The sequence below is a fragment of the Mycobacterium xenopi genome, from assembly GCF_009936235.1.
Classification (GTDB): Bacteria; Actinomycetota; Actinomycetes; order Mycobacteriales; family Mycobacteriaceae; genus Mycobacterium; species Mycobacterium xenopi.
The window spans coordinates 2,471,172-2,487,980 of the sequence record NZ_AP022314.1 but is presented as its reverse complement, the minus strand read 5'-3'; the positions used below and the strand labels follow the sequence as shown (position 1 = coordinate 2,487,980).

The 16,809-nt window shown below is 64.9% G+C and carries 18 protein-coding genes and 3 pseudogenes; 4 read left to right on the top strand and 17 right to left on the bottom strand.

Annotated elements, in window-relative coordinates:
* Positions 1-20: 20 nt before the first annotated feature.
* The 3 genes and pseudogenes from MYXE_RS25290 to MYXE_RS24485 form a co-directional block, all read right to left on the bottom strand.
* A pseudogene (locus tag MYXE_RS25290) lies at positions 21-1,479 on the bottom strand (DDE-type integrase/transposase/recombinase).
* Between the two features lie 114 nt (positions 1,480-1,593).
* On the bottom strand, positions 1,594-2,187 hold the full coding sequence (locus MYXE_RS11545; RefSeq protein WP_003920154.1) for a hypothetical protein: 594 nt from the start codon (positions 2,185-2,187) through the stop codon (positions 1,594-1,596).
* A gap of 15 nt (positions 2,188-2,202) precedes the next feature.
* A complete protein-coding gene (locus tag MYXE_RS24485) occupies positions 2,203-2,367 on the bottom strand; it encodes a hypothetical protein (RefSeq protein WP_157139263.1) in 165 nt (54 codons plus the stop codon).
* Between the two features lie 3 nt (positions 2,368-2,370).
* Between MYXE_RS24485 and MYXE_RS24480 the strand changes: the two are divergent.
* Positions 2,371-2,835: pseudogene (locus MYXE_RS24480) on the top strand (DEAD/DEAH box helicase); the annotation flags it as partial.
* A 69-nt stretch (positions 2,836-2,904) separates the two neighbouring features.
* Here MYXE_RS24480 and MYXE_RS11535 read toward each other — a convergent pair.
* The 4 genes from MYXE_RS11535 to MYXE_RS11520 form a co-directional block, all read right to left on the bottom strand.
* Positions 2,905-3,639: a hypothetical protein gene (locus tag MYXE_RS11535; RefSeq protein ID WP_232061592.1), complete on the bottom strand. Its 735-nt coding sequence runs from the start codon at positions 3,637-3,639 to the stop codon at positions 2,905-2,907.
* A 56-nt stretch (positions 3,640-3,695) separates the two neighbouring features.
* Positions 3,696-5,372 (bottom strand): hypothetical protein, encoded by a 1,677-nt coding sequence (locus tag MYXE_RS11530; protein WP_232061591.1) that lies wholly within the window; start codon positions 5,370-5,372, stop codon positions 3,696-3,698.
* Between the two features lie 2 nt (positions 5,373-5,374).
* Entirely contained in the window at positions 5,375-5,662 is a 288-nt protein-coding gene (locus tag MYXE_RS11525) for a hypothetical protein (protein ID WP_139821132.1), read from the bottom strand.
* A gap of 89 nt (positions 5,663-5,751) precedes the next feature.
* The gene (locus MYXE_RS11520; protein WP_085194006.1) at positions 5,752-7,098 is read right to left on the bottom strand and encodes an IS256 family transposase; all 1,347 of its coding nucleotides are present in this window, start codon (positions 7,096-7,098) and stop codon (positions 5,752-5,754) included.
* Between the two features lie 105 nt (positions 7,099-7,203).
* Here MYXE_RS11520 and MYXE_RS11515 point away from each other — a divergent pair, with 105 nt between their 5' ends.
* The 3 genes and pseudogenes from MYXE_RS11515 (at position 7,204) to MYXE_RS11505 (ending at position 8,222) form a co-directional block, all read left to right on the top strand.
* Positions 7,204-7,362: a hypothetical protein gene (locus MYXE_RS11515; RefSeq protein ID WP_161552088.1), complete on the top strand. Its 159-nt coding sequence runs from the start codon at positions 7,204-7,206 to the stop codon at positions 7,360-7,362.
* 37 nt (positions 7,363-7,399) lie between these two features.
* Positions 7,400-7,600 (top strand): annotated as a pseudogene (locus tag MYXE_RS11510) (cation transporter dimerization domain-containing protein); the annotation flags it as partial.
* 214 nt (positions 7,601-7,814) lie between these two features.
* Positions 7,815-8,222: a hypothetical protein gene (locus tag MYXE_RS11505; RefSeq protein ID WP_085194018.1), complete on the top strand. Its 408-nt coding sequence runs from the start codon at positions 7,815-7,817 to the stop codon at positions 8,220-8,222.
* Between the two features lie 25 nt (positions 8,223-8,247).
* Here the strand turns inward: MYXE_RS11505 and MYXE_RS11500 are convergent, their stop codons facing one another.
* The 10 genes from MYXE_RS11500 to MYXE_RS11455 all read right to left on the bottom strand — a co-directional run bounded on the left by MYXE_RS11500 (position 8,248) and on the right by MYXE_RS11455 (position 16,783).
* Entirely contained in the window at positions 8,248-9,279 is a 1,032-nt protein-coding gene (locus MYXE_RS11500) for a histone deacetylase family protein (protein WP_085194002.1), read from the bottom strand.
* A 92-nt stretch (positions 9,280-9,371) separates the two neighbouring features.
* Positions 9,372-10,433 carry a CapA family protein gene (locus tag MYXE_RS11495; protein WP_415624487.1) on the bottom strand — a complete coding sequence of 354 codons (1,062 nt, stop codon included), beginning with the start codon at positions 10,431-10,433 and terminating at the stop codon, positions 9,372-9,374.
* A gap of 47 nt (positions 10,434-10,480) precedes the next feature.
* Positions 10,481-10,804 (bottom strand): hypothetical protein, encoded by a 324-nt coding sequence (locus tag MYXE_RS11490; protein WP_139821131.1) that lies wholly within the window; start codon positions 10,802-10,804, stop codon positions 10,481-10,483.
* Positions 10,805-10,837: 33 nt separating this feature from the next.
* Positions 10,838-11,020, bottom strand: a complete 183-nt coding sequence (locus MYXE_RS11485; protein ID WP_085194000.1) for a hypothetical protein — start codon at positions 11,018-11,020, stop codon at positions 10,838-10,840.
* 83 nt (positions 11,021-11,103) lie between these two features.
* Positions 11,104-11,418, bottom strand: coding sequence for a hypothetical protein (locus tag MYXE_RS11480; protein ID WP_139821130.1), 315 nt, complete (start codon positions 11,416-11,418; stop codon positions 11,104-11,106).
* A gap of 221 nt (positions 11,419-11,639) precedes the next feature.
* Positions 11,640-12,710, bottom strand: coding sequence for an ABC transporter ATP-binding protein (locus tag MYXE_RS11475; RefSeq protein WP_003921144.1), 1,071 nt, complete (start codon positions 12,708-12,710; stop codon positions 11,640-11,642).
* 31 nt (positions 12,711-12,741) lie between these two features.
* Positions 12,742-13,566 (bottom strand): carbohydrate ABC transporter permease, encoded by an 825-nt coding sequence (locus MYXE_RS11470; RefSeq protein WP_085194015.1) that lies wholly within the window; start codon positions 13,564-13,566, stop codon positions 12,742-12,744.
* A gap of 4 nt (positions 13,567-13,570) precedes the next feature.
* Positions 13,571-14,524 carry a carbohydrate ABC transporter permease gene (locus MYXE_RS11465; protein ID WP_003921146.1) on the bottom strand — a complete coding sequence of 318 codons (954 nt, stop codon included), beginning with the start codon at positions 14,522-14,524 and terminating at the stop codon, positions 13,571-13,573.
* Positions 14,521-15,837 carry an ABC transporter substrate-binding protein gene (locus tag MYXE_RS11460; protein WP_003921147.1) on the bottom strand — a complete coding sequence of 439 codons (1,317 nt, stop codon included), beginning with the start codon at positions 15,835-15,837 and terminating at the stop codon, positions 14,521-14,523. The genes MYXE_RS11465 and MYXE_RS11460 overlap by 4 nt, the downstream gene beginning before the upstream one ends.
* A complete protein-coding gene (locus tag MYXE_RS11455; RefSeq protein WP_085193997.1) occupies positions 15,827-16,783 on the bottom strand; it encodes a sigma-70 family RNA polymerase sigma factor in 957 nt (318 codons plus the stop codon). Before MYXE_RS11455 ends, MYXE_RS11460 begins: the two co-directional genes overlap by 11 nt.
* Between the last annotated feature and the right edge of the window lie 26 nt (positions 16,784-16,809).

Below are 16,809 nucleotides of genomic sequence, written 5' to 3'. Positions count from 1 at the left end.
TGATTGCAGCCGTTGAATACTCACGCCGACACCTCACCTTCTGGATTGTCATCGACGGTGGGCTGAAGATCGTCGATGGATAGCTGACCGGGGATCTGGTCGTCCTGGCCGTAGAGGGCGTGATAGCCGATGCGTTCATCACCGCGCAGCTGCTCGTCGTGGGCGGCCGCGGTCAGCGCCAAATAGTCAATCCCCGTCGCCGCCGGCGGCTCGGGCTGAGGGGTCTCCGGTTTGGCCTTGGGGTGGGTGTGGCGGGAGATGGTGTGCGGCAGGGCTTTCCCGTAGCTCTTGTCCCGGTAGCGGACCTCCACGGTTTCCAAGTCGAAGGGTGAGAACACCAGCTCCACCTTGCGCCCCACCAGCGCGGGATCGACCTGGTAGGTGTTGGCGTGCAGCGACACGGTGGCGGTCTTGGTCACCACACGGTATTCCGACCACAAAAACGCCTCAGTTAGCTCGTCGGCGGTGGGCATCGCTGGTGTGCGCCCGAGCCGGTCCCAGCCGCCTCCCAGCGATCCAGCGGCGATTGGCCGGTCTCGGTATGCACACGGCGGTGGTATTCGGTTTCCACCCAGGCCACAAACAGCCGGTTAAGCTCCAACAGCGCGGTCGCGTGATCGACCCCGGCGGCGGCGAGGTCCTCGCCGCTGGTGTCGGTTACCTCGATGAGGAACTGTTCACGCACGCTGCGAAACCAGCGTTCGACCTTGCCCCGCCCTTGGGGCCGGCCAGGTGCCGAATGCACCAGGCGCACACCGAGTTTCGCGCACGCCCGCAACAACCACGCATCGACGAACGCGCTGCCGTTGTCCACGTAGATCCCGGCCGGAACACCGCGGGCGGCCAACGCCGGGCGCAACGCGGCGGCCAGCCGCACGGCATCTTCGGCGAAGCCAAACCGATAGCCGACCGCCAGCCGTGTGTGGTCGTCGAGGAAAGCGAACAGGTAGGTCTTGCGGTCCCCGACCCGCGGCCCGTGTAGTGCGTCCCCGACCCACAGCTCATTGGGGTCGGCGGCCTCGAACCGGCCGAACACCGCCGCGGCCTCCCCGCCGCCCGGCCCCATCAGATCGAGCCGATGGAAGTGGCGCAGCAGCGTGGATTCCGAGGGCGCCCACCCGGTGGCGGTGCGCAGGATCCGAGCCACCTGCGCCACCGTGCGGGTCGGGTTTTCCCGCTTGAGCGACGCCGCCAGCTCCAGCACCTGCGCATCGGTGCGGGCCGCCAGCCGCCGCGGGGCGGCACCAGCGCCTCACACCCGCCGGCGCGGTAGCGGCGGATCCAGCGATCCAGTGTCTCCCGCGAGATGCGCACCTGGTTACCGAACGGGTCGGCATGGGTTTGGCCGGCGATCTCGCGCACCAGCTTGCCGCGCTGCTTGGTGGATAGCCCCTCGTCCAGGGCCGGGCAGATCAGCTGATACCGGAATAGCCCGATCGCCTGCGCCCGCTCGCGGCGCTTGTGCTCCTCCAACGACACCCTTGGTTCTCCTCTCCAATCGAAGGCCTGCCCGAAACCGTTGCCGGGCAGGCGCCTTGGCGAGGATCACCGATCATCGCCCGCAGCGGCAGGGGCGATTCGTGTTGCGCAGCCTCAACTGCGTGGTGGCGACCATCCCGGTGCCAGCAGCCGCCCGCCACTGCCCGCGACCACCACCCGCCCCGGCGTCACCGCGCCGCCCAACCCGACCGCACCGAACCGGAACCTGATCGCCGCGGTCGCCGCCTGCACCGCGGCCAGCACGTCGCGCCATGGGCACCCAGACCCGTCCGGGATCTGCACATCTACTCCAGCGGCCACGGCCACCCGCAAGAACCAATTCCAAATCACCTCGAGCCGATCAGCCGCCCGTCGTAGCCAGCCCCGCACCGTCGCCGCTGGTACGCCCAGGCTCGCGCCGATCCGGCGATGCCCAGCTCCCTCGGCGCGGGAGGTCAACGCGGCCCAAATCCGTTCCGCCGCATAAGCTCTGCGCAACAACACGGTCACCGGCAACAACACGTGGGTAACCAAACACGCCCGGCATCGTGCCCGCCGCGGCCGCAGCGGACCGCCCAGTCCCTCGACCCGCCGGACCCGGGCATACCCCCAGCCGCCCAGCACCCCATCCCGGCATGTCGGGCATCCGATCCCACCGCCCGCCAGCCGCGACTCGACGCCGACAACATCAGCCTCTACCGTCACCATCGGTGCCTCCAAGCACTAACAGCGCGGCACCCCGCAAGCCCGCCAAGACTTCAGCGGGGTGTCGCGCACCCACCAGTTCCTCGTCACACTGACGGTGCACACGAACAAGATCAACCCCGCGAACAAGCCGACAACCACATCGGCAAACTCAATGACGAACAAGACCGCCGTGGTCGTCACCCGGAGAGACGGTCAACACTGGTTTTCAGCCAGTTCACCGGATTCCTCGGCATCCTGCGGTCACACCTGGACGCGGCCGGGATCGGCTACAGCTATATGGACGGGTCGGTGAGCGCCCGTGGGCGCGCGGCGGCGCTCGCCGCATTCGGCGAGGGCGCCAACCAGGTGTTCCTCATCAGCCTCAAGGCCGGCGGCTTCGGGCTCAACCTGACCGAGGCCGACTACTGCTTTCTGTGCGACCCGTGGTGGAGCCCGGCCGCCGAGGCCCAAGCCGTCGACCGGGCCCACCGCATCGGGCAGACCCGTCCGGTCACCGTCTACCGACTCGTATCCTCAGGCACGATCGAGGAGAAAGTGGTGGGCCTGCAGCAGCGCAAGCGTGAACTGTTCACTGCCGTGATGGACGAGGGTGAGCTGTTCAGCTCGGCGATCACCGTGTCAGACGTGCGGGAACTCCTCGCGGGTTGAGAGCTAAGTTGTGGAGCACGCCACCCGCCGCCCCGTCGTCGGGCTCATCGTCGTCGTGCTCATCTGCTCCTACGGATACCTCTTCTGGTGGCGCGGGTGGGCGCGGTATTCAAAGGACTGTTCAAGACGCAACGGCCAGCGGCTTCCCGCCCGATATGCGATAAGGTACAAAACGGTGAACACACCCAGGGTAATGATCGAAATAATGGCGAACTGCACGCGCTGCCCGCGGGCAACCGGATAGCCCCAGCTCGCATCACCGTGACCTAAGCCAATGGCTGCCAGCACAATAACGGCGCCACCCGCTGCCGCGATCCAAGGTTTCTCCTTGTCGATAAAGTATCCGACCACACCGAATGCAAACATGGCTGTGGTGGGAACGCCCAGCCACCAAAGCTTTATGGCGGTTACCGATCCTCCGTAGGAGTCGGGTGCACGGTCATAGTCACGGCCGTCGATGCCCGGCGGGGCTGTAGCGGCCGGCGACGGGTCGGGTTGGCTGTCCTGGATGTGGAATGCATAAATTTTGCCGCGAATCTTAATGTATGGGGTAGTGAAGTATGCGGTGAATACCGTCATACCCCAGATAAATAGCGATAAGCCAATGCCTAGTTTCCAGTCGGGAACTGAAGCAAGAAAAGCGCAGAGAGCCGCTCCGCCGGTTCCGCTCCAAGCAACACGCCTTTCCCAGCTACGGTCCCGCTTGAGAAAGAGCGGCGGCAACACCGCGACCGCCAGACATACCAGCGTGGCGATGAAGAAAATCAGGGTGTGTGGCTGGTGGAGCGACGGATGTGAAGCCACATCAGCTACCTTCACGGCTCACCGCCGACAGATTGCGCTGTTAAACCCGTCATACACTATTCCTTTAACCATTCGATAGCTCGCTCAACACCAGCTTCGCCGACGAATGCGCCGGCTGTGCCACCGATCAGCACACCTATGAATGCTCCGGGCGGGCCACCGGCAGCAGCGCCTACCGTGCCGAGAAACTCGCCGCCTACATATGCACCACCGAAGCCGCCGGCGGCTTTTGCGCCAACTTCCAAGGGCGACTTATCTTCTCCGAATACCTCGTAGAGCCCCGTGCCGAGTTCGAGGGCATTGCCTACGTAGCCGATGTGACGGCCGAGCTTCTTGAGCACCTCGATGTCCTGGGCAGAGAAGGCGACCCCCGGTGCCCAGTGTTTGCCGGTGGGCAATGACTCGGCGAACTTGTCAATCCCCTCTTTTCCGGCATCGAAAGGCTTGCCGGCTGCTGCGGCAGCGTCCACATACTCTTGCGGGATTGTTCCGTGGGCTATGCCCTGGGCGACCTGGGCCGCCCCGGCTGGTGTCATGCCGGCCTGCTGAAGCTGTTGTTGGAGTCTGGTCAGAACACTCGCCCGGTCGGTGGCTTCCATCTGGTCGATGATCCGGGTGGCCTCGTCTGTTGTCATGGGTTGCGGGTGCCATGCGGCTTGACCCTGTTCGAGGGCGTGTTGCAGTTCGAGTCGGGCCTGTGCGCGGGTTCGGGCATCCGCACCTGTGACGGTGTCGGTGGGAAGGGGACCGACGAACTTGGACTTGTTGTAGTCATCGAGGCGTTCGCCGGCTAGCCGGCGCGTTTGTGCGGCTTGCTGCTGGTCGTAGCCGGGCCCGAAGCGGCCGGTGGGGTCGGTGATGGCTGCGTAATCTTTGAGCCGCTGTTGGGCGGCGGCTTCCTCGTCGGTCATGTTGCCGGGCTGGCCTGCGTCATTGGTCTGGTAGTGAGTCCTGCCCTCCCGCTTGGCCTTATCGACAATGGCCTGATCCGCCGCCCGCTGCGTCTGGCCGTAGCGGCGGGCGGCATCGGCGGCGGGATCGTCGGCCGGTGGTTTCGGGTCTGCGCCGCCGTCTCGCTTGAATGTGCGGTCGACGGCCAGAACCTTGCCCTGGCGTTCCTCGCGTTTCGGTGTGGTGTTGGGATCGCGCGGGGCGGTCTGCGCGGATGTGGCGAACGGCTCGCGCCAGTGCGCGGGCGTTAGGGCGGTCATCTCCGCGGCGCCCGCATTGAGTTGCCCGGCGATGCTCGCGTTCGCGGCTTCCAGCCGGGCCGCCAGGTGCGCGATGTAGTTGCGATGGGCCACCGCGGCAGCCTGGCGGGCCGCCTGCTGTTCGCGTGACTCCCACGCATAGTTGTCGCTGACCGACAGATCCTCGCCCACAGTGAACTCGTCGGCTTCGGCTTGGCTGATGGCCTCCAGCGCCGCCTCGCGGGCACCCAGCAGGTAATCCGAGCCGCGCGCAGAGATATCGGCCAGCTCGTTAGCGTGGGTAATCGCAGGAGCCACCGAGGACAACCGATCACTGGTGGCGGTCGCAAAATACGACGCAGCGGTGTCACCCTCCCACTCGGTCCCGTTGGGTGCCCCCATCTGATCGACGTAGTCGTCGACGGCCTGCTGCAGCACCGGCGTGGCCGACCGCAAGCGATCCGCGAGATCGGCCAGCGCCTGCGCGGTCTGGTCGAACGCCTCGATGCGCGAACGCGTCATCGGCCCACCCGCGGCAGCCACGGCTACACCTGCCCGGGCGCAATCGAGGCCAGCGCTTGGCTGTTGGTGTCCTCCATCGCGGTAAACGAGCCGGCCACGCTCACCAGCGCCGCCGATGCTGCCCAGAGCCGCTGGGAAAACTCACCGCAGAATCCGCTGAATGCGCTGTGCACGCCGGTCGCGGCAACACCCGCCATCTCGGTGGACCCGGTGACGCGTCCCGCTGCCGACGCCACCTGCCCGGCATGACGCGCGATGGTGCCCGATGCGGCCCGCAACGCGGCAGGATTCAGCTTGACTTCGTCTGCCATAGTGACCTCCTCCTCGACCACGCCGGTGGCGTCCCAGGAGCGGTGTGAAAGTGTCCTGACGTAGGCTCCGCTCGCTTGCGTTCATGATTTTATGCGGTGGCGCTGACAAGCTCGGTCGGCGTCGCACCGGTTTTGGTGTGAGTTTCCGAATTCTTTTGTGGCAGATGGGTTGGTGGGTCGTGCAGTGTGCGGCGCAGATCTTGCAGGAGCCGCAGCCCGGCCGGGGTCATGGTGAATCCGCGCCATCCGGCCGAGGCGCGGTCGAGCACCGCCCGCACCAGTTTGAGGCAGGAGTGTTCGCCGGGCAGCCGGCCGATCACCTTGACGCGGCGGCGGGTCTCGCCGAAGGTGCGCTCGATGAAATTGGAGTGACGCACCCGTGTCCAGTGCTCGCGCGGAAATCGCAGGTAGACCGTCAGCGATTCGCGGTCATCGAGCAGACAGCGCACCGCCGCCGGGTAGGAGTCGCGCCAGCGTTTGGCGAACGTGTCGATGCGGCTCTGGGCGAGTTTGACCGCATCCAGGCCGGGTTCGATGTTGTCGGGCAGGTCGAAGATCGCCCAGTAATCGGCCTTGATGTCGGCCTGGGCGTTCTTGGGCACCTTGGCCAAGATATTGCGGGCGCGATGGATCAGGCAGCGTTGCCGCAGCGCTGCGCCCATGGTGGTCTCGACCGCGCCGATCAGCCCGGGTGCACCGTCGCTGATCACCAGCAGCGGACACGCCAGGCCGCGCTCGCCGAGCCCGGTCAAGAAACCCTCCCAGGCATCGCCGGACTCGCTGGCGGCCGCATCCAGCCCGACGAACACCGGTTTGCCGTCGGTGTCGATGCCCCAGGCGGCCAACACCGGCTCGGCCGAGGCATTGGCGTGGTATTTGAAGTGGCTGCCGTCGAGAAACAGGTAATCCAGCTCGATGTCATCGAGCCGGCGAGCGCTCCAGGCCTCGAACTGGTCGCGGATGTCCTCGCAGATCCGCGACACCGTCGACTTCGACACCGCCGCAGCCTCACCCAGCGCCTCGACCAAGGTGGCCTCCACATCGCGGGTCGACAACCCGCGCACGAACCCGGCGATCACCAGCGACTCCAGCGCGTTGGTCTTGGTCACCCCCGTACCGAACAGCTGGGAAGCGAACCGCTCAGTGGTGCCACGCACCTTAGGCCGCTGCAGCGTCACCGGCCCCGCCGTGGTCTTTACCGTGGTCGGGCAATAGCCGTTGCGCATCCCCGCACGTGCATCCTCGGCTGCCGCGGCCCGCTGGTAGCGCTCCCGGCCCAAAAACGCGCTCACCTCGGCCTCGATCGCGGTCTGCAACAACAACCGCGCACCCAACCGCGCCACCTCCTCAATCGCACCCGCCAGATCCTCACCGCCAGCGAACACCCCATCAATTTCTTCCTGCAACCGCTGCGCAGGCGATAACCTCTTCGACACGGACGTAGGCTCCTTTCCTTAGACTCGCCGGTCTTGGAGGGAACCTACGTCCGAACTCTTTTACACCGCCGGAGGGACACGACCCGCCCGCCGGACCGACACGCCATGGTCTACGGCCTGGAAAACCAGGATGTCCGCCCATTGGTGATCGATCCGGTGTTCAACGCCCGGCGCGCCGTCCCTGGCATCCCAGCGCATCACCGCAGCGACTGCGAGATCCGCTCCCTTGGAGGCGATCAACCACTAAAAGCGGTCGGACAATGACTCACGAAAGTTGCGCTGCGCATCACCACACCGACGAAAGGCACCGCGCATGCGCCGGATCGGCCACCGCTTGCACGCCGACGCCGAACTCGACATAGATCCAAGGCTCAGCCTCAACGATGCCCACCACATTGCACACGACGCCGAACACGAACTCACCCACGTCATATCGAAACTCAGCAGTGCACTCGTCCACGCTTACTCGGCTCACACCACAAGGCCTCATCAGCATGAGTAGAGGGCCGCACCCGTGCTGCGCATGTGCTGAGCCAATTTCGCTGGGAGACAATAGGGCTGATGTCACTGCGGTACACGTGGCTCGTTTTGCCGCATTTGCCATGCAGCCGCTGTCCAAACCCGGCATAGTAGTCGAGATCGATATCCAGGCCTCCGGCTTTGTGGGCTGCACTGACAACGCCACCGGGGTAACGTCCCTCACGAAAGGAACCACAATGGGCCGAATCGTGCGGTTCGCAACCATCATGATGGTGTCGGGCAGTCTCGGCGTGGCCGGATTCGGTGTGGGACCCGGAACCGCTCAGGCCACCGGCCCTAGTTATCAAGGTGGGAACTGCCCCGGCGGGATGACCTGCACCCATTGGTGCCCCGGCGACCCACCGATACCGGGAAGCCAAGTCATCACGTGGGACTGGAATATCTGCCACGACTGGTATTGGACTTCGGAGGGCGTCGTCGACATCGACGCCAACACCATCTACCCCTGGCACGGCAGTCCGCATCAGGCTCCCCCGCCGCCTCCGCCCCCACCTCCGTATACGCCCCCACCGCCGCAACCGCTGCCGCCGGATTGCCCACCATGGTCGCCCATCCTGGCGCCCTCACGCTGCGGCGGTCTTTAACCGGGCGTGGACGTCGACAAGCCTGCTACAGCGTGTGGAGTTGCTTGAGCCGTGCAACGAGGGCGTCGATATCGGGCTCGGGTCGCGGGCTCGGCCGTGTGCCCGGCGGATCGACCGGCGGCTCGTCGAGCAGCAGGCGAGCCACGTTCGCGACGCCATAACGGAGCGCATCCAAGTCGTAGCCGCCCTCGAGGGCGAAGACAATCTTGCCCGCACACCAGCGTCGCGCCATGCCGATGACCTCTTCGGCAAGACGGGAATAGCCGTTCAACGTCAGGCGCATCGCCGCCAGCGGATCTGCCCAGTACGCGTCGAATCCCACCGACACCAGGATCAACTCGGGGGCGAAACGCTCGGCGGCGGGCCAGACGATCTGGTCGAACACCATCGCGTAGTTCGAGTCGCCGCTTCCGGCGGGCAACGGGATGTTGATCGTGTAACCCTGGCCCCGGCCGGTGCCGACGTCGTTGGCAGCGCCTGTGCCGGGGTAGAACGGGTACTGGTGTGTCGAGATGTACAGCACCGAGGGATCGTCGTAGAACATTGCTTCGGTGCCATTGCCGTGGTGCACGTCGTAATCGACCACCAAGACCCGTTGGATGCCGTATCGGTTTTGGGCGTGGCGCGCGGCGATTGCGACGTTGCCCAGCAGACAGAAGCCCATGGCGCGGTCGGGCATCGCATGATGTCCCGGCGGGCGGATCGCAGCCAGCCCATTGTCAGCCGCGCCGCCGAGTACCGCGTCGGTCGCGGCGATTACGCCACCGGCCGACAGCCGCGCGATCGTCAGGGCGTCCGGTCCCGCGTAGGTATCGGGGTCCAGATGGATCGTCCGTGGCGTGTCGTTAATCCGCCGCAGCATGTCGAGGTAGTCGGCCGTATGCACGGCGAGAACCGCGTCGGTGTCGAGAGCCTGGACCTCAAGTGGGCGCATCCGCGCGTCCAGCCCGCTTTCGCGCAACCCTTGCCAGACCGCTCGGATTCGGTCCGCGCATTCGGGATGACCCGGCAAATCATGTTCGGTGTACCGGGGATGGGTCGCGTAAACCGTTGTCATTCCTCAACTCCTGCCGGCACCCTAGTGGATAAGACCGGGTTGCGGGTGCGCCGCTCCCCTTTCGGGCTAGCGATTCTGTTGCCTGGTCCGGCTTATGCCGGACAGGCCGAGAGGACACCGTCGGTCGCTTCACCAACTTTTGTCTTGAACGGGCGACTGATCTGATCCAGCGTGCGCCGTAGCCACTCGGCATAGTCGTGCGGAACACGCTCGAGCCGGAGTCTGCGCATCCGCATCGGCACCATCTGCAATCCGACGCGGCCGTTGTCGACCGAGGCGAAGTACATCAGTCGCAGGTTCGGCCGGAACTCCTCGTATCCGGTGATCCCTTCGTAGTCGTCGAGCGCGTCCCCGCACCCGTACAAGATCAACTTGTCGCGGTAGAGCTCGATCGGTCGCGGATGGTGCGACGAATGCCCGTGCACGATGTCGACGCCGGCGTCGATCAACCGGTGTGCAAACCCGACCTGAGCCGCGCTGACGTCATAACCCCAGTTGGAGCCCCAATGAACGGAGACGATCGTGACGTCGCCAGGCCGTTTCTCCGCCAGCACGCGCGCAGCGACCGCCGTGGCGCTGCGGTCAGACAGGTCGGTCACCAACGCCACACCCGGCCAGCTATGGCTGGCCGCCCATGAGCGGGGGATGCCGCTGGACTCCATGCCACACGCGGCAACAACGATGCGCTTGCCTGTGCCCCCGGCCACCATGACCGCGCGTTCCGCCTCGCCGGCGGTTGATCCGGCACCAACGGCCTGGATCCCGGCGTCGTTCAAGGCACGCAAGGTGTCGGCCAGTCCGCGGTAACCGAAATCGAGGATGTGATTGTTGGCGATCGCGCAGACGTCTGGCCGCGCCGCGCTCAGGCATCCGATGTTGTTGGGGTGCATCCGATAGTGCACGGCCTTACCCGCCGCGAACTCGCCGTCGTCGGAAATGCTGGTTTCCAAATTGATCAACCGGATTTCAGGGGCGAATTCGTCCAACACAGCCAGGGCGTCTCCCCATGGCCATGTCACATCGGCGGGCACGGGGACCGGTCCGTTGAGGTGCTCGGCGAGCGTCACGTAGGTCCGGGCATCACTCACCGCAGGCTCGCGTAGGTCAGGGCTGCCCGGGTGCGGAAGTATCTGGTCGATGCCGCGACCGGTCATCACATCGCCGCACAGGAAGATGACCGGGCCGCTGTCGCGGAGCCGACTTAACGCCTTGACGTGGTGCACCCGCCACCAGGGCCGTCCGGTCTGCGGGGATGCAGGAATCGACGCCGCAGCGTCTCAAGCAGCCGGTTGGCCTCGTTAATGCGCGCGCGCAGCTGCACCAGCTCCTCGGGCGGCTTACCACCGGGCATTCGCTGGCGCCGAAGCCCGCGGTCGGGCAGGGACCTCGCCAGCTCCTCCAGCCGTGAAATCTCTGCGCGCAGAATGCCCTCAAAGATTCGCGCCTGCGCTACCTCGGCGGCGTTGCGCGACGGCGCCGCGCCGCGGTTGGCCGCCCGTGGCCTCGCATCCATGGATTGCGTCATAAGCCAGACTCCGACCCGCCGACGTCCTCCCGATTAGGTGCCCAGTACCGGCGCACCGCCCATCATCTTGGTCGCCGAGGTGGCGGTGATCAAACCGTTGACTTCCAGATGTGACCGTCGATACAGTCCGGCCGACCCTACGGAGGCGGCGAGCAGTGATCGCGCCGCCGTGAAGCCGCGATGGTTGCTCCATCCCCAGTCAACACGAGTGCGCATCCAACGCTGGAAAACGGCATCCGGCCAACACTTTCCGGACACCCCGCTATACGGTCGTCAGCGGGCTCCGCATGAGTGTCGAGTTAACCGGGTCGGTGTGGGAAGCGATCGCGCAGCCGTTCGAGCAAACGATGGACATCCTGGATGCGGGCTGTGAGCTCGCTGTACGTTTCCGGTAAGTGGTCATCGTCGACGCTGTGTGTGCCGCACCGCGAAGCCAAAACCATCGCCAGTTGCTGCAATTGGGCGACCTCCACTTCCAGGATGGACTCGAAGAGCCGCGCCTGGGCCGCGTCTGCGGGGTTTACCTGACGGGCCACGCCGTCGCCCGCTGCGAACATGCGACGCTCGGCAGAGGATCGCATCAACGATGGATGCTCCCGCATGCGGATGGTCACGTGGTCATCGTGCGGGGATTGGTTAGGTGCCGGTCGGGATGGCGCCAAAGTTGCCGACTTCAGAGGTTGCATCATGGGAGACCTCCCGACTTGCCGAGCTGCTTTGCAAGTATCCAAGAAGTATCCACGCTTTGAATCAGATGGAACCGCCAACAGAAATTGTTAATCTGATCGCCATCTGCGTTAGGCGCCGTTCACCAACATGACGCTTTGAGGCACGCTCACGCGATCCGTCGGCCGTCGATGCCGAAAAAATGCACGTGACCGTCCTGGGGATGCAGGCGCAGTCGGCTCCCCCGCTGGGGCGGGTCGCGCCCGTCGGCGCGAGCGGTCACCGGCTGCCCCGCGCTGCGGTCGGGCCCGACGATGCGGCCATAGAGGTAGACGTCAGCGCCGAGCTCCTCGACAACGTCGACCTCCATCGCCACGCCGACGCTGCCCACCTCGAAGTGCTCCGGCCGGATGCCGACAACAACCTCGTTACCAGCGGCACTGACCTGCCGCGGAACGGGAATCCGCCAGTCGCCCAACGATACTGAGTGCTCGACGATCGGCAGGGTAAAGAGATTCATCGTCGGAGATCCGATGAACTCCGCGACGAACACGTTGGCCGGATTGCGGTAGAGCTCTCGGGGCGCCGCGCACTGCTGCAACACGCCGTCGCGCAAGACGGCAACGCGGTCGCCCATGGTCATCGCCTCCACCTGGTCATGGGTGACGTAGATGGTGGTGGTTCCCAACCTCCGTTGCAGCCCCGCGATCTGACTGCGGGTCTGCACCCGCAGCTTGGCGTCGAGGTTGGACAGCGGCTCGTCCATCAGGAATACCTGGGGGCGGCGTACGATCGCTCGTCCCATCGCCACCCGCTGCCGCTGGCCACCGGACAGATCTTTCGGTTTGCGGTCCAGATAGGGCTCTAAGTCCAGCAATCGCGCCGCATCTAGCACACGGTCGCGGATCTCGGTTTTCGGCGTTCGGGCGACCCTCAACGCGAAGCCCATGTTTTGCGCCACGGTCATGTGCGGGTACAGCGCATAGTTCTGGAAGACCATCGCCACATCGCGGTCTTTGGGTTCGACGTCGGTGACGTCACGCGCCCCGATCCGGATCCGCCCCGAATCCAGGGCTTCCAAGCCGGCGACCATTCGCAGTGACGTGGTTTTGCCGCATCCGGACGGTCCGACCAGCACGACGAATTCGCCGTCAGCGACGTCGAGGTTCAGTCGATCCACCGCGGGCCGAGTGGTCGCAGGATAGTGCCGTGTCGCTTGTTCGAAGCTCACCGAAGCCACTGCAGATACTCGCTTTCGAAACTTGTCAGGCTCACCCGCCGAGTCCGCTGACGGCGATACCTCGGATGAACGATCGTTGCGCGACGGCGTAGACGACCACCAGCGGCAACAGGATGAGCATCGACGCGGCCATCAGCACCGGCCATCGAGCCACGTATTCGCCTTGCATGCGCACCAAGCCGAGCGTAAGCGTGGCGATGCTGTTGCGCTGGATCATCACCAGCGGCCACAGGAAGTCGTTCCACACGTTGACCCAGGTGAGTACGGCGAGCACCATGAGCGCGGGCCTGGTGTGCGGCAACAGGATTCGCCAGTAGATCTGCCACGGCGTACATCCATCGAGAATCGCGGCTTCCTCGAGTTCGACTGGCAGGGTGCGGAAGAACTGCCGCATCAGATAGGTGCCGAATGCGGTGCCGAACAACCCGGGGACGATCATCGCCCAGGGTGTATCGGTCCACCCGAAGAGTCGCATCAGAATGAACTGCGGAATCACCGTCACCGTCAGCGGCACCATCAACGTGCCCAGATACAAAACGAACAGCGCATCGCGACCCCGGAATCTCAACCGCGCAAATGCGTAGCCGGCGAGCGAGCAGAAGAACACCTGGCCGGCGGTGACGCATCCGGCATACAGCACCGTGTTGAAGAACATGCGTCCAAGTGGGATCAAGGTGAACACCTCGGCGTAATTGGACCACCGCGGGTGTGACGGCAACAGCGTCGGCATGCTGACTTCGCCCTCGCTCTTCAGCGACCCAGACAACGCCCACAGGATCGGGAACAGCGCACACCACGCAATAGCGGTCAGAGCGACGTAGAGCGCAACGCCGCGCAGCACACCATGCTTGATCATGCGCTCAGCCGAGACCACGGTCCACCTCCCAGGATCGCCCCCGCGCGAACCGCAGCTGTAACACGGTCAGGGCCAGCAAAATCGCGAACATCACCCATGCCAACGCGGAAGCGTAACCGAACTCCAGGAATCCAAAAGCGTGCTGGAAAAGCATGATGCCCAACACATAAGTTCCGGTTTCCGGCCCGCCATTGCGGCCGGTGAGCACGTAGACCAGGTCAAATGCCTGGAATGCGTGGATGATTGAAATGACGACCACAAATGACACCGCGCCGCGGATCAGCGGCACCGTGATGGAGACGAACTGTCGTATCTCACCGGCCCCGTCGATCCTGGCCGCCTCGTAGAGGGTGTCGGGTACCCCTTGCATGGCTGCCAGCAGCACGACAGTGGCAAACGGCACGCTCTTCCACACACTGACCAAGCACAGCGAGACCATCGCCCACTTCGGGTCGACCAGCCACGGGATGGGGCTAATGCCGATCCACCCGAGCATGATGTTAAGCAATCCGTTGTCGGTGTTGAAGACGAACTGCCACACCACGGCGATCACCACCGATGACACTGCCAGTGGTAGGAAAGCCGCGGTCCGGAAAAGCCCGATTCCCTTGATCTTTCGGTTGAGTAACGCGGCGACGACGAGACTGATGACCACCGTGGGCACCACACTGCCGAGGGTGAACACCACGGTGTTAGTCAGCGCGATGAGGAATAGCGGATCGGCGGTGAACAGGTTACGGAAGTTGGACAGCCCGACGAATTTCGGCGGGGTGAACACATCCCACCTCTGAAAGCTCATGTAGAGCGAAAAACCTAGTGGGAACAGCGTGAAAACTGCGACCGCGACCAGGTTTGGCGCAACGAATAAGCGTCCCGCGCGGGCACGTCGCCGGTTCGTGGCACTACGGCCTGCCCGGGCGACCTGCGCCAGGACGGTGGGTTCGGCGGTCGCTGTCATGGTTTGCGCAGCACTTCCTCAACAGCACCGGTCAGCCCGGTCAGCGAGGTCGCCGGTCGAGCGCCGCGCAGTACCGGCCCGAAATTGCGGTCGATGAGAGCGTTGACTTTCTCCCACGCCGGACTGATGGGCAGACCTTCCGAATGGGCGGGCCCGCCGGTGAGCACGGCGAGGTTGCGCAGCCTGCTATGTGCCTTCGCGAATCCGCCCGAGTCGATCGCCGATCGCAGTACCGGCACAAATAAGCGGGATTCGCCGATGAGGGCCTGTCCTACCGGGCCGGCGGCGAATTTCACGAATTCCCAAGCTTGTTCTGTGCGGGGACTGCTGGCCGCGATGGCAAGACCGGTGGTGCCGATGTTCGAGTGGGCGCCTTGGCCTTTGGGACCGGTCGGCAATATTGTGACGTCGAAGTCCAGCCCTTCGGCCCGGTCGAAGGTCTGGTATCGCCAGTGCCCGCCCAGCGCCATCGCGGCCTTCCCCACGGAGAACAGATCCATCGTTGACATCGACTGCTGCTCGGTGACGGTCGGTGCCACCCTGTGCTTGGTGGCGAGGTCGGCATAAAACTGGACGCCTTCGATGAACGCGTCGTTGTCGAAGTTGACGTGGGTAGGGTTCCTGCGCGGGCTACACCACGGCGCGCCGTTGTTCATCGCGAAGAGCCCAGCCGAGTACGGGGGGGCCCATGTGTCGACGAATCCCCACTGGGTGGCCCGTCCCGAGCCGTCGCGCTTGGTGAGCGCCCTCGCGGTCTCCAGAAATTGAGCAAAGCTCCACGGCTGTTCCCAGTTTCGCGGAGGTGGCGGCACGCCGGCGTCAGCGAAGAGTCGCCGGTTGTAAAACAAGTAATTCCCCGACCACTGCTCGGGGAGAGCGTACTGTCCGCCATTGAATGTGAAGGTGTCGTACAACGACGGGATGCTGTCCGCCTTGAGCTGCGCGGCGAAGTCTTTGTCTTGTGCCAGCATGGTATTGAGGTCCAGCAACACGCCGCGGTCGGCCAGCTCGGCGTACGTCATCTCCCAGGCCATCAGCACGTCCGGGCACTTGCCGCCGGCGCAAAACGTTGCGATTTGCTGCATCGCTCCGGGCCCGGACAGCAGCGTGCGAACCTTGATGTCGGGATGCTGGCGCGCAAACGCGTCGATGACCCGCATCCTGGCATCGGCCTCCTCCGGGTTGGCGGCGAAGAAGAACGTCAGTGCCCCGTCGTCGCCGCTGCATGCTTGCGGCCACGCCAGCACTGCTGCCGCACCGAGCAGCGCGCCGCCGCGCAAGAGCGCCCGCCGTCCGAACGTGTTAGCACTCATCGCGCTCCGAGGCTCGCACGGTGTCGTTGGTACCCGAACCGGCTGTGGAATTCCTGAGTGCCGCAACGGGAACTGTCAGCACGGCGGTGCGCAGCCGTGCGGGCTCGCCGACGATGTCGATGGTGTGGATGCGCCCATCGTCGCCAATTCCGATGCGTAACAAGGCCTGCAGTTGTGCTCGCGGTGCGATCGCAATTCCGGGGACTGCGTCGACGAGCAGCACCACACCGACTTTGGCGCGGTGGGCGAACCGTCGAGTTTCCTCGGCAACTTGCTGAGCGCCGCGTATTTCGGTGGGAACGTCGTCGGGAACCAGGATCCGGTCGACTCGGCGGACGACGTCCGGGGCCAACAGCTGCAGCAGTGCCGGGATGTCACCGCCGCGGGACGCCGCCAGGAATGCTTCTACGATCTGCAGATGCTCACGCGTGCAAGGGGACTCGGCGACCGGGTCGGCATGAAGTCGCTGGCGGGCCCGGCTTGCCAGCTTTTTGGCCGCTGTCGGGGAACGGTCCAACAAATCGCCGATCGCCTCGAACGGCAGACCGAACAGGTCGTGCAGCACAAAAGCGACACGCTGTGCCGGCGACAGCCGGTCCAGGACAACCACGAGTGCCCGACTGACCGCGTCGGCCAGCAGCACATCCTCGTCGGCCGGTGCTGTGGCCGCGGCGGAGGTCCGCTCCCAGTCGCTGGGCTCGCCCAGCGGTTGCTCGGCTCGCCGGATGCGGGCCCGTAATTGGTCGAGAGCCTCGCGGGCGGTGATGGTGGTGAACCAGCCGGTCAGGTTCTCGACGGCGCTGGGGTCAGCGCGGCTGGCTTTCAGCCACGCCGATTGCACGGCGTCGTCAGCGTCGGCAGCCGAGCCAAGCAGGTGAAACGCAACTGACCGCAGGTGTGGTCGATCAGCGTCGAACCGGTACGCAAGATCCTCAATCGCGCTCATGGGTCACCTTTTCTACGTGGCCGTCG